Origin of the sequence: Parvularcula lutaonensis, from assembly GCF_014651915.1 — a bacterium.
Taxonomy (GTDB): Bacteria; Pseudomonadota; Alphaproteobacteria; order Caulobacterales; family Parvularculaceae; genus Parvularcula; species Parvularcula lutaonensis.
The window spans coordinates 350,758-365,076 of sequence record NZ_BMXU01000002.1; the positions used below are offsets into that span (position 1 = coordinate 350,758).

A 14,319-nucleotide genomic window follows, 5' to 3' on the forward strand; every position below is an offset into this window, starting at 1 on the left:
TGGAAGGCTCTATGTTGCAGCGCAAGAGAAGCACGAATTGTCCTCGAAAACACGAGGCGATTTGCGCCGATCTCTCCACAGGCGGAAATGTCGCGACAGAGGAACCGATGGCTGATAGAGCGGTTCCTTATGGCAAATCTCGATCCCTCTGTCTGGTCATCCTGCGGGTATTACTTGGGACAGCTATCGGCAGCAATCGACCGCTCTGCCTTGCGTTCGCTGTGGCTCAGCCATGAGACGGCAAGGGTCGTCGCCCGCCTCTACTCGCGAGGGGCAGCGCCTGTCTCCCAGGAGGATCTTCTCGCCATGGCCGCGGGCGTCCCTTCAGGGGCGCCGTCGGTAGAAGAAGCAGCGGCCCGCCGGTTTTGGGGCGGCGCCCTCCGTCTCTGGCGGCCGAGGCTGACGCGTGAGCCGGTGGCTAACGTCCCCGAAATCACGAATCAGATCGCTCGGCTCCTGGCAGAGGGCCTGCCTCCGGGCGATCTCGCCATGGAAACGCCGCTGCGCGTGGCCGCGCTGACCGGCTGGCCCCTGCCCTGCTCCGCCTTGGCGCTCCCGCGCGAGGATGCCCCCGATTGGCAGGCGGCCTTTGTTACGGGACTTGCCGAGGAAGCACGGCAAAGCCTCCTGAGGCTCCAGGCGCTGGAGCGGGATTTCGGACGGTGGCGGTCTCTCCTCCCGCCGACGCGTTCGGACAGCCGGCTTGAGGAAGCGGTCGTGCTTTTAGGGACAGTTCATGCGCTGACCCCGCGCTATGTCGGGCAAACGCTAGGATTGACGAGGCAAGCCGCGGCAAGGCTCTGCAAGCGGCTCGAGGGGTTGGGAATTGTCCGCAAAGCCACGAGCCGCAAACGCTGGCTTGTCTATCTCGCAGAGAATGCAACCTCGCTCCAGGCAGTCCGCGAAAACACGACCGACATCCCCACCGGCGCGGCGGTGGATGTGGAGGAAATCGACCGGGTCCTCGAGAGCGCCTATGCGGCGCTCGACCGCTCGGTGAAGAGGGACGACGCTTAGAAGAGCGCGTCCTCGATCGCTTTGAGGACAGCCTTCTTGTCGGATAGCTGGCCGCGGGGAATCGTGAGGACATGGGTCCGCGCGCGGCGTTCGACGGTAAGAAGCGTGCGGCCTTCCCCGTCGAGGATCGTGTCCATGTCCTTCTGTTTGGGGGCCTTCGCGGCGGATTTGAGGGCTGCAAGAACCTGCGCAGCACTTTTCCTGTCCCCGTTTGCACGAGCCTCGGCGAGATCAGCCGCAGCCTTCAGGACGAAAGGTGCAGCTTCGGACGCCAAGAGCGGCGAAAGCTCGGCCGCGTGCCGGATGCCGATGTCGCGGACATCGGGATAGGCATCGAGGATGGCCTGCGGAAGCTCCCCGATGCGAAGATAGCGGCTAAGCCAGCTTCGATCGACGCCAATGCGTTCCGCCATCAGGGACTTGTTGCCATCGTAGTAAGCATCGAGCGCCCGGCCATAATCCCGGCTGCGCTCGTAGTCGGAAATGTCCTCGCGCTCCCGGTTTTCGAGATCGGAGAGGCGGAAGGCCTCCTCGTCCGAAATCTCGCGAATATCGACAAGATAAAGGATGTCGTTGCGGTGCTCGGCCTCGCGGAGGTGACTGATCGCGAAATGACGGCGTGCGCCGCAGATGACTTCGTACCGGTATTTCCCGCCGGACAGGGGCCGCACGATGGCAGGCATTTCCTGACGCCCGACGGCCTTGATGGACTTGATCAGGTCGCTGCAGCTTTCAGGGGTCAGGAGGTCATAGAGGCGGTTGTGACCCTCCCACATCCGGCATTCTTTAGGGTCCACCAGGCGCAGCTTGCCATTGCGGAGCCGGCCTTCCGAGGCTTCGGAGATCAGGCTCTCGCGCTCGGCGGTGTACTCGCGTCGCGGGGCCTCGCGCTCTTGCTTTTGGCTGCTTTCGAGGCGGGCATTGATGGCGTCGGCGAGGATTCGGGCGCGTTTGCGGGCCATGGGCTCAGTCCCCTTCTGCGGTGTGCACATGTGCACGGTGATTGGCTGTGCACATGTGCACAATGGCAAAGCGTGCACATGTGCACGCCCATACCATCAGGCGATTCCTTCCTGACGCAGTTTCGAGCGATGGCTCGGCCAGGTCTGGCGGACCTTCACCTCGAGATCGTGCATCACGGCAAGGAGGTTGTTGCGGCAACGGCGTGCCGTGCGCGACTGACCTCCTGTGGCTTCGAAAACAGTGCGCATTTCGACCGACGCGGTGTCGAACTCGGCTGAATCGAGCAACGCTGTCGGCAGGATCGACCCTGAAAAAGCCCTGCCCATCACGTCGCGCATGACTTCGTGAGCGCCCTTCTGCTCAACAACCTTGGTCGCGAGAAGCGTCACGAAACTATACTCGACCGGATTGGCCGTCTGCGTGTTCAGTGCCTCGACCACCTCTTCGAGCATCGCGAGATAAGCCGCGGTGGACGCGAAATCGATGGAACTCGGCGGTGTCGGGATGAGGATCGCGGTCGCCGCCTGCAGCACTGAAAGCGAGATCATGCCGAGCGCCGGTGGCGGGTCGATGATGACGACGTCGTAGCTTGCCGCGGCTTCCATCAATCCTGCCTTGAGGCGGGAGAGACGTGAAACATCTCCCTTCACCTGCTGGCTGAGAATGTACTCAGCCGAATAAAGCCCAAGATTCGCCGGGATGAGGTCGAGGCCGTCCCAACGCGTGGGGCGAACGGCGTAACCGATCCCGTCAGACCGGTCAGCGATCAGGTAAGGAAGGAGTGTCGTGTCGGTCTCGATATCGACATCCGGATTGAAACCGAAGAGCGTGGTGGTGGATGCCTGGCTGTCGGTATCGACAATCAGGACCCGGTAGCCCCGCTCAGCGAAATATTGCGCAGCATGGGCGGAGATGGTGCTCTTCCCCACCCCGCCCTTGAAGTTCTGAACAGCGAGGATGACCGGCGGGTCCTCCGGTGCGCGCGACGGCCGTGTGCCGAAATGCTCGCGCATCCGGTTCACTTCATGAAGCGTGTACCCTGCCCTTTGGCCCGACGCGCGGAGTTCGGGCTTCGGCAGGTCGCCAGCAGCCTCGGCCCTGCGGATCGCATCCACCGAGCGGCCGACAAGTTGGGCGGCCTCGGTCAGGCGGTAACGGCGAGGCCCGGTCTCGGCGACACGGTCATCGGCCACGTCGCGCATGGAGCCGATGATTCCATCTGCCGTGTTGACCAGCCTGCTGATCGTATCCAGCGTCGCGACACCCGGCGTATTCTGCTGATCCATGCTCGGCTCATCTCCCGCTGCAGTTTTCGCGAGTAAGGACCGAAAACTGCAGCGAGCGCAAGCACCACGATTCGAGACGCGGAGTCTTCTCGTGGTTTCAGGGATAGCCCGTGCACCTCTGCTCGTGCTTTCACCGCCACAAGGTCGTGTCTTCACGGACAGTCTTTTCGTGGAATGACGGACGGATGTTCGTGATATCACGGTCGCAATACCGGGTATGGCCTAATGAATCCAGTGCCTTACGCCGGCGTTAAAGAACTAAACCAAGATAACCACCTTAATCGGCGTTTGCCGGGGTTTTTGGGGTGGAGGAGAAAATTCCGCAGCATAGCGGGCCGGACGATTCGGGCGTGAACGACTCAATGACCGAAAGCTAGCTTCGTGCTTTCACGGATAAACGAGCCGATTCGTCCTTGAAAGCACGAGAGAGGCGAAGGAACGTCCCCTTTTCCCGAGAAAGCTCGGGATTCCTGGCCTTTCCGCCGTGGTACAACCGCAGGATCGCACGCAGTCTCTCGTGCTTTTGGGGATGAATCCCTGAAGACACGAACCCGAATCGTGGACTCTCTATGCGTGCGTGCTCCGAATGACGGGTCACGTTCGAACCGGAGAGCCCCGATGGCTGAACAAATGAGCCTCGCCTGCCTCGACAGTCCCCTCCATGGTCAGGTGAAGGGCGAACGCTCGGTAATGGCGTTCCCGTTTTTCGCCCTCTCCAAAGGGCGCCGCATGCAGCCGATCACCTATTCGGACGACTATGTGTCCATCGAAGTCCGCCCGAGCCAGACCGGTGTCGCCACAATCTATGACAAGGAAATCCTGCTTTACATCGCGAGCCTGCTGGTCAGCCAGATGAAGCGCAAGGAGACGCCGAGCCAGGAATACAGCTTCACGGCCCACGACTTCCTGCGCGTGATTGGCGGTAACCGCTCGGCCCGCAGCTACCAGAGGATCAACGGCGCACTGGAAAGGCTGCAGGGCACTCAGATCAAGACCAATATCGAAGCTGGCGGGGAGGGGGAGGACGGCTTCTTCTCCTGGGTCTCCGAGGCGAAGATGAGCTACACGAAGACGGCGGACGGCCAAAAGCGCCTCAACCGCGTCAAGGTCCGGCTCTGCGACTGGCTCTACCGGGCGCTGATCAAGGACCAGAAGATCCTCACCTATGACAGCCACTACTTCCAGCTCTCGCCGATCGAGCGCCGGCTCTATGAGATTGCGCGGGTCCATTGCGGCAACCAGCGTTTCTTCCATATCGGGCTGAAAAAGCTGCAGACGAAGGTCGGCTCGGAAGACCGGCCGGCGAAATTCAAATCGGCGCTGCGGGAAATCGAGACCCGGCAGCCGATCCCGGAATATGATCTCGTGGTGGTCGACGATCCCCACTCCGACGGTGCGCGGTTGATCGCCTCGGCGGGTTTCGGTGCCGCCATCAGCAAGCGGAACCCCATGGTCCTCTTCCGCCCGAAGGGCAGGCCGCGGCGCCAGCGCGTCGAGATCGAAGCTCCAGCCGAGCAGAGCGTCCAGCCAGCACGTGCCGATGCACCCAAGCCAATCGAGAAGCCCTGCGAGCCATCTGATCTCGAGGTGAGCTCCTACGCTCTCGAACAGGCTGCGCGAATGTTCCCCGGCTATGACAAATACGCGGTCCTGGAAGAATGGAAGCGCTGGGCGTTGACCAAGGAGGCGCCGCGCCGTCCCGATGCCGCGTTCCTCGCCTTCTTCACCACCTATGCGAAGCGCAACCCGCTGCCGAACTGATGGGCTTCCGTTTCGTCCATACGGCTGACTGGCAGCTCGGCAAGCCTTTCGGACGTTTCGGACCCGAAAAGGCCGCGCTCCTGCAGCAGGCTCGGCAGGCCATCCCGGAGAGGATCGCGAAGCTGGCCCGTGACGAAGGCGCGTCCCATGTCCTCGTGGCTGGTGATGTCTGGGACCAGGAAGTCCCGGCGGATCGGGTGCTGCGCCAGCCCCTCGACCGGATGGCGGATGCTTCGGATCTCACTTGGTGGCTTCTTCCGGGGAACCACGATCCGGCGAAGGAAGAAGGTCTCTGGGACCGTCTTCGTGCTTTCGGAGTCCCCGAGAATGTTCGCCTGCTGACCGAGGCTGTTCCCCAGGAGATGGAGCAGGGGATCACGCTTCTCCCAGCCCCGTGGCATTCGAAGCGACCGGGCCGGGACCTGACAGCCTGGTTCGGAGGGGAGGGGACCTTGATCGGCCTCGCCCATGGCAGCGTGCAGGATTTCAGCTCCCGCGCCGATGGCAGTGCGGTGATCGCCAAGGACCGTGCTGACCAAGCGGGTCTTGCCTATCTCGCGCTCGGCGACTGGCACGGCATGCGCGAAGCCGGGCCACGGGCGTGGTATCCCGGCACGCCCGAGCCCGATAATTTCAGGCAGAACGACCAGGGCCATGCCCTGGTGGTCGATCTCGACACGCCGAACAAGCCGGTGGCCCATGCCACCGGGATCTATGACTGGCTGCGCCACGAGGTTGTTCTCGAAGACCTCTCGTCGATCGACAGCTATCTGCCCGATCAGAGGGCTCTCGACCGGACGCTTCTCCGCCTGAAGCTCACCGGTGCGGTGTCCTTTGCCGACCGAGCCGCGCTCGAGGAGAAATTGGCTTTGGAGGAGGGGCGCTTCTTCACGCTCGAGGTGGATTGGGCGGGCGTGGAGACGCGCCTCGACGAGGCTGATCTCGATGAACGCCTGGGCGACGGCATGCTGCGCCGGGTGGCTGACCGGCTGATCGCCATGGACGGCCATCCGGAAGCTGCCGAAGCGCTGCGGCTCCTTGACAGGATGCTGAGGGACTGAGCGATGCGCATCAATGCCATACGCCTGCGGAACGTGCGTCGTTTCGGACCCGAAGGGATTGCCCTCGAGGATCTCGCGCCGGGCCTCAACGTCCTGACCGCGCCAAACGAATTCGGCAAGAGCACGCTCCTCGATGCCCTGCGCTTCGCGTTTTTCGTCAAGGACAGCTCACGAGAGCAGAAAACGGCGGGGAGCCTGCGCTCCCATGGAGCGACGGATGATCCATTCGTTGAGGTTGCCTTTGAGGCGGGAGGCGAGCGATACCGCCTCGCCAAGCGCTTTGCCGAGGGCCGGAAGGGCTCGATGACACGGCTCGAGCTTCTCTCGGGCGGGGCCTCGTTGCTTGGCGACGACGCCGATGACCGGCTCAAGGCGCTTCTTGGGGCGGACAAAATGCAGGCGGGTCCGACCGGCCTTCTGTGGGTCGGGCAGGGCGACAGCCTTCGGAGCATTGTCACCCAGGACAAGACCAGCGCGACGCGCGAGCAGGCCGAGACCATGGCGAGCCTTCTGGCCGGGGAAGTGTCCGCGATCAGCGGCTCCGACGATGCCAGGAAGGTGGCTGCAGCGGCAACCGAAGCGCTGAAGGCGTTGGAGACCCCGAAGAACCGCAAGGCGACGGGCAAGCTGGCCGAAGCCGAGGCCATTGTTGGGGCGCTAAGGCAGCGCCTCCAGGCGGCGCAGGCACGGGTCGATCGATCGGCAAAGCTCCGGGACGAGCTCGCGGCGAAGCGCGCCGAACTCGCGTCGCTTGACGATCCGGAGGACGCCGCCCGGCGCCGGGCAGAGCTGGCCGAGGCGGAGAAAAGGGCCGCCGATGGCGAGCGGTTGCGCTCCGAGCGTGGTCATACCGAGGAACTCATCGAGCGGGATCGCCTTGAGCAACAGCGCGCGGAGGAGCGGCGGCAGGAACTGGCAGATAAGGTCAAGCGACTGAGCGAGCTGAGAAAAACAGCCGGTATGGCCGCGCATGCGCTGGACGGACTGGAACAGGATCGCGGTATGGCCAAGAAAGACCGCGAGGCCGCACGGCGAAAGCGCGCCGCGGCGCAGGAGCAGTCGGCCGTGATCCGTGAAAAGCTCGATCGCTGGCAGCGGATCGACAATGCGAGGCGGGCACGAAGCGAACGCAAGCAATTGCTGGATAATCTCGACGCAGCGCAGCAGGCGGCTAAATCCCTAGTGGAGATCGAGCAGGTCGCTTCCCAGCCGCCGATCGACCTCAACAGGCTCCGCGAGGCCGAACAAGCGGTTGACCGGGCCGAGGCGAGGCTGAGCGCAGCTTCGCCGGAACTGACCGTTGAGAGCGGCGGCCCGGTCTCGGTCGATGGTGTGGAGGTTGGTGCAGGGCAAGGCGCCCGTATTTCGGGGGAGGGACGGATCAGTGTGGCCGGCACGGTGATGACCCTCGCTTTGCCCGGCCGCGAGGCTCTCCGCGAGGAGGTGCAGACTGCAAAGGCGAATAGGGACCGTTTGTTTTCCGAAATGAACGTCACGAGCCTTTCGGAGGCGCAGGACCGGGAAGACGCCCGGATCCGTGCCGGGGCGATGCGTGACGCGGCGCGCCGGGAGCTTCGTCGCCTGGCGCCCGATGGCATCGATGCACTGCGGGTGCGGATCGGCACGCTTGAGGAGGGCGCGTCGGAGGGTGCCGCGCCTGACGAGGGTCGCCCTGAGCTTGAACAGGCCCTTCTGAAGGCGGCGGAGGCAGAACGGGCGGCTGCAGAAGAGGAAAGGAGGCTCTCCGAAATTCTCGACCAGCTGGCTGACAAGCGCACCCAAGCTGCCTTGGAACTCGAAGTGATGCGTCGCGAAGCAGCGGCGCTCGACGCTGATCTTGGCGACGAAGCCGAGCAGGAGGCCTCGAGAAAGAAGCTCGACGAGGAGATCGCAGCTGTGGAGAGCCGGATCGGCGCTCGCCGCCTGCAGATTGAGGCGATCGAAAAAGCGCTCCGGGACGTCAAACGCGCCGAGAAGGACGTCGAACGCCTGCGCGGTGTGGAAGCGAACGAACGGCGCCGGAGCGAGAGTCTCGGTAAGGACATTGTCCGGATCGAAACTGAGCTGAAGGGTCTCTACGCCGACGGGGTCGAGGCCGAGCTTGCAGAGCTCGCCGACGAACTGGCCATCGCAGAACAGCGGCTGGCCAAACTTCAGGAGCGCCGCGGTGCGCTCCGCCTGATCGTCGACCTCATCGCAGAGGAGGAAGAAACCCGTCGCGAGACGATCGTCGCGCCGGTGATGAAGGCACTCGACCCGATGCTCGAACGGGTATTCGGTGACGCCCGGCTTCGTTTCGATAGCGAATGGAACCCGGAAAAACTTGAGCGGCCGGGGCAGCCCGAGGATGTCCGCAGTCTTTCGGCGGGAACGCGAGAGCAGATCGCGATCCTCACAAGGCTGGCCTTCGCAAGGCTGATGGCCGAACGCGGCAACCCCATGCCCGTCATCCTCGATGACGCACTCGGCTACGCAGACGACAGCCGGGCGCGAAAGCTCTTCGGCGTTTTGCACGAGGTGGCCGAGGAGACCCAGATCATCGTGCTGACCTGCCATGACCGGCTGTTCCGCGACCTTGGCGGACAGGGCCTGGAACCAACGCCCTTTCCCGAAACCTGAATCGCGCGTCCGCGATTGCCGAGATGCCTCTTTGTGTTAAGGTATCAGTAAGGGTTAGTGGGATCTTCCGGACATGACTTACGGTGACGGCAAGCGTGCATATGCCGACAGGGACTACGGTCCCGTCAATGTCATTGGCTTCGGCCTGGCTTCAGCGCTCGGTATTGCGGCTGCGGTCATCGTCGATCTCGTCCAGCAGCGCGAGGCTTCAGCCCTCTATGTTATCAACCGCTGGGTCATCGAAGTAACGAGCATGCTCGGCATATCCTCTGTTCCGCTCTATGGCGTGATGCTGTTGCTCATGGCGATTGGCGCGATATCCGTCGTTTTCACCCAGCCGACGACCCTTCGCGGCGCTTTCGCACAGGGCTTTGGTGCGCTCGCTGTTCTCGTGACAGTTGCCCCGGCTGACCTCGGTGCTCCTCTCGAGGCGCCTGCCGAGGAAACCAGGTCACCGGAGATGATGAACTTCGACGAGGCTTTCGCGGAGCCTGCACGGATCGGCGGGGCGCAGCTCGTGCCTGTCGCGGTGCAGCGCCAGGGCCAATACTACCAGCTCCGGATCAAGATCGACTTCCCGAACGGGCTGAAACAGGACATCGACGAGATGATCCGCCGCAACCGCCTTGTGGGCAAGCTCTGGAACCCCGAAACGGGCAAGCGCTACAACATCTTCCGCACGTCCGGCGCCGAGATCGACTATGATGAGAGCGATGGCACGCTGCGCATCATCACCAAGGTTGCCGCGGCGGATGAGGAAGCTGAGCTGTGGATCCTGATCGAGGCCGAGGGCTACCGGATCACCGAGGAGCGTTTCGTCGCGAAGGTCGGACCAAATCCGATCTGGACCGTCGACATGCAGCCTTCGACCACGCCACTGCTCGTCCAGCGACTGCGGCATTCCTACCGGTTCTGACCGGCTTTCTTTGAGCGGGAAGCGGTATAGGTCCCTTGGTGAAAGGGGACCTTATGGCCGTGCCTTCCATCTTCATCATCGGTGCGGGTATCGCAGGCCTCGCCTGCGCCCGTGAGCTGCATCGTGCGGGACTCGATGTCAGGCTGGGCGACAAGGGGCGCGGTCCGGGCGGCAGGTGCTCGACGCGCAGGAGCTCCATGGGTCGTTTCGATCACGGAGCGGCTTTTTTCACAGCCCGCGACCAGCGGTTCAGGGCGCAGGTCGAGCGATGGATGGGCGAAGGTATCGCGGCGCAGTGGGAGGGGCGGTTTTTGAAAGCCGGAACCTTGCAGCACGATGCCGAGTGGTTCGTCGGCGTGCCGGGGATGAGCGCGATGGTCAAGCATGAGGCGACCGCCCTCGGCGCCGAGTTCGGTCTTGAACTCGGGCAGCCGGTCCAGGGGCGTGATGGGCGGTTCGATCTTGTGACCCGCTCGGGTCATCAGGTGGCCGATGCGGATTTCGTCGTTATCGCCGCTCCTGCGCCACAGGCTGCGATGCTCCTTCCCGAGACTTCGCCTCTCAAGATCGCCGCGGACAAGGCGAGGATGGCGCCCTGCTGGACCCTGATGGTGGGTTTCGGAGAGGATGCGGATCCGGGCTTCGATGCGTCGATGCCGGAGGACCCGGTAATTGACGCGATCTTCCGCCAGGCGAGCAAGCCTGGGAGGGAGCCGGGCGGGCGGCTCGTGGTCCACGCCACAGAGGCATGGTCCGAAGCGCATCTCGAAGACGACCCCGACGATGTCAGTGACGCACTGATGTCCGCCCTGCGCGAGCAGGTGCCGGGCCTTCCGAAAGCCGAGGGGACAATGGTGCACCGCTGGCGCTACGCACGCGTGACCGAAGCGGCGCCCGGTGACTATGGCCTCGACCTTGATGCGGGATTGGCCACCTGTGGCGACTGGCATATCGCGCCGCGGGTGGAGAGCGCGTGGGTCAGTGGCCACACGCTTGGGAAGAGGCTGGCAGAAGAGCTCGGCTAGCGCCAGGCACTCATCAGCATAGGAATCTTTTCTTTCAGCTTGAAAAAGCCTTTCGAGCAGTGAGGCCAAGCGTCGCTGTCATATGGGCGGAGCATGGCCCGCACACTCAGGCCGGCGTCTTCCCATTGCGCACGAGCAGCGTCGAGGCGGTCCTTGACGGGCCCGACCGGTGCATACGGATAGATGATCTGCGTCGCGCCGATGTCCTTGGCATGATCGAGAGCGGAAGAGGGGCTTGCGAGCTTCACCGCGTCAACCGGCAGGTTGTCGTCAGCGCGGTTAAGGGCGTCCTCGACTGCGCCAATGCTGAACTGCTTCACCTTCTCACTGGCGCCGAGGGGCGAGCGGTCGTCGGTGACGGTAATCCCTGCCACCCCCGCAAGATCCAGCCCGTCGAGAGGCAGGCTTTCGAAATCGAGATCATCCTCATGAAGCAGAAGGAGCGTCCTCATCCCCTTCGCCGGCGTTTCGTGGACGGGGAGCGAGCCGGGCTCGCCGTTCCAGTCATCTTCCAGCGGCGCCGGGTCTTCAGCAAGCTGACCTTCGGGATTGAAGCGGCCATCGGTGAACTTGCGGATGTTCGAGGCGGTGGCGACATAGTTCTTGCCGGGAGTATGGAGCCCCGCGACCCACCGCCAGGAGAGGGTGTTCGATGCGGCATCGCCGTCGAGAAGGTGGCGGTAGAAGAAATCCGCACCAAGCATCCACGGCAGGCGGAGCGTGAAAATCCAGATCGATGCAAACCACATGCGCGCATGGTTGTGCAGATACCCTGACGATGTCAGCTCCTGAGCCCAGGCATTCATGCACTCGATATCCGTTGCTCCAGCGACGGCCTGGTCATAGGCCTTCTTCTGGCCGCCGGAGAGGCCTTCGAGCTGGCTCTTCACGGCGGATTTGTACCGGGTCCAGACTGACGGACGGTGTTCAAGCCAGCCTTTGAAGTAGGTCCGCCAGTAGACTTCCTGGATGAACTTCTCGGCTTCCCTGTCGGAATGCTTCTCGAGCGCCGCGGCGATCGTTTCCTTTTCGAGGAGGAGGCGATGGCTGTGATAGGGCGAGAGGCAGGAAACGTTGAACCGCTTCTCCGGTCCGTAGTCGAAGTTCCGTTCTTCCGCATAGACCTCACCCATCTGGGGCTGGAAGGCCTCGACCCGCGCGAGGGCGTTCTCGCGCGTGGCGGGGAAGAAGTCCGGTGCGTTCAGCAGTGGATCCTGGGACATGGGCCCTCAGAGACTCGTTTTAATGGCCTCATTAACCACGGGGTCGCTTTCGATTCCGTTACGGAAGGTCGGCACGAGCCGCGGAGGAAGGACCTGTTCCATCGCGTGACCCGCCGCGAGGACGTCGGCGTCATCCCATTTCGTGCCCATGATCGAGAAGCCGAGCGGCAGGCCTTTGACGTTGCCCATCGGGATCGTCAGGTGCGGGTAACCGGCGATCGCGGCAGTCCAGCCAGCGCCTGCACTGTTGGCGATGACATCGCCCCGGACGAGATCGATCTTGAAGGCCGGTCCGAAGCTCGGGGCAACAAGCAGGTCGACTCCATGCTCGGCCAGCATCCTGTCGATGCCGTCTTCTCGTGTGCCCTTCTGGATAGCGGCAACGGCATCGAGATACCCTTGGTCATCAAGGCCGGGCATGGCGTCGCTGTCGATGAGAATGTCCTGGCCGAACAGGGCCATCTCGCGCTTGTTCGCTTCATTGAAGGCGATGAGGTCGGTGAGCGTCCGGGTCTCGACCTCGGGTGCAGCGTCGGCGAGGTACTCGTTGAGCGAGGCCTTGAACTCTGCCTTGAGGACGGTGAACGCATCGCCCCCATTCACCTCGCCCGGAAAGGCGTCGATATCGACGAGGATCGCCCCGGCATCCTCGGCGCGGCGGAGGGCTTCTTCGAAGACGGCCTGCTCGCGGGGGTCATCGGACTGCGCCCAGCGAAGAACGCCGAGGCGGAGACCTTCGAGCGAAGCGCCCTCCAGCGCGGCGACGTAATCGGTCCTGCGCGCGTCGGCCTCTTCAGTGGCACGGTCGTTGTCATCGCTACCTGCGAGGGCGGTGAGGATCATGGCCGCGTCGCGAACGCTGGTAGCCATCGGGCCGATCGTGTCCTGGCTCGGCGAGATCGGGACGACGCGGTAGCGACTCACAAGGCCCACCGTGGGCTTGAAGCCGACAATCCCATTCGAGGCCGAGGGGCAAATGACGGAGCCGTTCGTTTCGGTCCCGAGAGCACCCCAGGCAAGGCCTGCCGCGACCGCGGCGCCCGAGCCTGACGAGCTGCCACAGGTGTTGCGGGTGAGGTCGTGGGGATTGCGGCTGAGGCCACCAACGGCGGACCAGCCCGAGACCGATTGCGACGACCTGAAATTCGCCCATTCGGAAAGGTTCGTCTTGCCCAGGATGATGGCGTCGGCCTCGCGCAGCCGGGCGATTGCCGGGGCGTCACGCCGGGTCATGTTGCTCTTCAGCGCCATCGAGCCGGCCGTTGTCGGCATCTCTGTCGTCTCGATGTTGTCCTTCACGAGGATCGGGAGCCCGTAGAGAAGGCCGGGTTCCTCGCCTTTGGCGGCAGCCTGCTGGAGCGCCTGCGCCTGGGACACGGCCTCGGGGTTGACGGCGATGACGGCCTGGATCTTCGGTCCGCTGTCGTCGAGAAGTTCGATCCGGCGCAGATAGGTGCCCACGACCTGCACCGGCTGGGCGTCGCCGTCCTTGAGGGCCTGGGGTAGGGATCGTGCGTTGGGCGCGGGCGCAATTTCGGGCCTTGTGGTCTGGGGCGCCTGGGAGGTTGCCTCCGCAGGCCCGTCGTCACATGCCGCCAGCAGCGCAATCGTCGCAGCGCCGATCAGAAAAGCCCTCATTCCCGTCTCCTCTCACTTGACGGTCCCTTCTGGCCTGCTACTGACCCGCTCTTCAAGACGGGAAGCCCGGGAAACCGCCGTTGAGATCGTCTGTCGCATGGGGCGACGGACCGGAGCCGGGCCTAGAGAGTGAAAAATGTCGAAGCGGATTTCCGCCAAGTACAAAATCGACCGCCGGGTCGGTGAGAACATCTGGGGTCGCCCCAAATCCCCGATCAACCGCCGTGACTACAAGCCCGGCATGCATGGCCAGCGCCGTGGCGGCAAGCTGTCGGACTTCGGCCAGCAGCTGATGGCGAAGCAGAAGCTCAAGGGCTATTACGGCAACATCTCCGAGAAGCACTTCGAGCGTCTTTACACCGAAGCCGCGCGTGCCAAGGGCAACACCGCGGAGAACCTGATCGGTCTTCTCGAGTCGCGCCTCGATGCCGTGGTCTACCGCGCCAAGTTCGTGCCGACCGTGTTCGCCGCCCGCCAGTTCGTGAACCACGGCCATGTCCTGGTGAACGGCCGCCGCACCAACATCCCTTCCTACCGGCTTCGTCCGGGTGACGTCGTTGAGATCCGCGAGAAGTCCAAGAACATGGCTCTCGTCCTCGAAGCGCTCCAGCTCGCCGAGCGTGACATCCCCGACTACATCGATGTCGATCCGAAGAAGATGACGGCGACCTATGTCCGCGTCCCGGAATTCTCCGAAGTTCCGTATGCGGCGACGATGGAACCGAACCTCGTGGTCGAATACTACGCTTCGTAAGTTCGAAGCCAAAACAATCTCGAGAAAGCCCGGCCCTTGCGCCGGGCTTTTTTCTT

General features: G+C 63.4%; 11 protein-coding genes. 7 read left to right on the top strand and 4 right to left on the bottom strand.

The window, feature by feature from the left end; all coding sequences use genetic code 11:
• The first annotated feature begins 129 nt into the window (after positions 1–129).
• A complete protein-coding gene (locus tag IE053_RS09995) occupies positions 130–1,017 on the top strand; it encodes a MarR family transcriptional regulator (RefSeq protein WP_189575507.1) in 888 nt (295 codons plus the stop codon).
• On the opposite strand, the gene IE053_RS10000 is transcribed toward IE053_RS09995, so the two are convergent.
• Both IE053_RS10000 and IE053_RS10005 read right to left on the bottom strand, forming a co-directional pair.
• The gene (locus IE053_RS10000; RefSeq protein ID WP_189575509.1) at positions 1,014–1,979 is read right to left on the bottom strand and encodes a ParB/RepB/Spo0J family partition protein; all 966 of its coding nucleotides are present in this window, start codon (positions 1,977–1,979) and stop codon (positions 1,014–1,016) included. The genes IE053_RS09995 and IE053_RS10000 overlap by 4 nt on opposite strands.
• A gap of 96 nt (positions 1,980–2,075) precedes the next feature.
• Positions 2,076–3,266, bottom strand: a complete 1,191-nt coding sequence (locus IE053_RS10005; RefSeq protein ID WP_189575511.1) for an AAA family ATPase — start codon at positions 3,264–3,266, stop codon at positions 2,076–2,078.
• A gap of 618 nt (positions 3,267–3,884) precedes the next feature.
• On the opposite strand from IE053_RS10005, the gene IE053_RS10010 reads away from it, so the two are divergent.
• The 5 genes from IE053_RS10010 (at position 3,885) to IE053_RS10030 (ending at position 10,648) form a co-directional block, all read left to right on the top strand.
• Complete coding sequence (locus IE053_RS10010; RefSeq protein ID WP_189575513.1) at positions 3,885–5,027, top strand: replication initiator protein A; 1,143 nt, start codon at positions 3,885–3,887, stop codon at positions 5,025–5,027.
• Positions 5,027–6,088 carry a metallophosphoesterase family protein gene (locus IE053_RS10015; RefSeq protein ID WP_189575515.1) on the top strand — a complete coding sequence of 354 codons (1,062 nt, stop codon included), beginning with the start codon at positions 5,027–5,029 and terminating at the stop codon, positions 6,086–6,088. The genes IE053_RS10010 and IE053_RS10015 overlap by 1 nt, the downstream gene beginning before the upstream one ends.
• Before the next feature lie 3 nt (positions 6,089–6,091).
• Positions 6,092–8,707 carry an AAA family ATPase gene (locus IE053_RS10020; RefSeq protein ID WP_189575517.1) on the top strand — a complete coding sequence of 872 codons (2,616 nt, stop codon included), beginning with the start codon at positions 6,092–6,094 and terminating at the stop codon, positions 8,705–8,707.
• 73 nt (positions 8,708–8,780) lie between these two features.
• The gene (locus IE053_RS10025; protein WP_189575519.1) at positions 8,781–9,623 is read left to right on the top strand and encodes a hypothetical protein; all 843 of its coding nucleotides are present in this window, start codon (positions 8,781–8,783) and stop codon (positions 9,621–9,623) included.
• A 53-nt stretch (positions 9,624–9,676) separates the two neighbouring features.
• Positions 9,677–10,648 carry an NAD(P)/FAD-dependent oxidoreductase gene (locus tag IE053_RS10030; protein WP_189575522.1) on the top strand — a complete coding sequence of 324 codons (972 nt, stop codon included), beginning with the start codon at positions 9,677–9,679 and terminating at the stop codon, positions 10,646–10,648.
• Here IE053_RS10030 and IE053_RS10035 read toward each other — a convergent pair.
• Positions 10,645–11,871: an FAD-binding domain-containing protein gene (locus IE053_RS10035; RefSeq protein ID WP_229786172.1), complete on the bottom strand. Its 1,227-nt coding sequence runs from the start codon at positions 11,869–11,871 to the stop codon at positions 10,645–10,647. The genes IE053_RS10030 and IE053_RS10035 overlap by 4 nt on opposite strands.
• Before the next feature lie 6 nt (positions 11,872–11,877).
• Positions 11,878–13,509: an amidase gene (locus tag IE053_RS10040; protein ID WP_189575524.1), complete on the bottom strand. Its 1,632-nt coding sequence runs from the start codon at positions 13,507–13,509 to the stop codon at positions 11,878–11,880.
• A 136-nt stretch (positions 13,510–13,645) separates the two neighbouring features.
• Here IE053_RS10040 and rpsD point away from each other — a divergent pair, with 136 nt between their 5' ends.
• Complete coding sequence (gene rpsD / locus IE053_RS10045; protein WP_189575532.1) at positions 13,646–14,263, top strand: 30S ribosomal protein S4; 618 nt, start codon at positions 13,646–13,648, stop codon at positions 14,261–14,263.
• Positions 14,264–14,319: the final 56 nt, after the last annotated feature.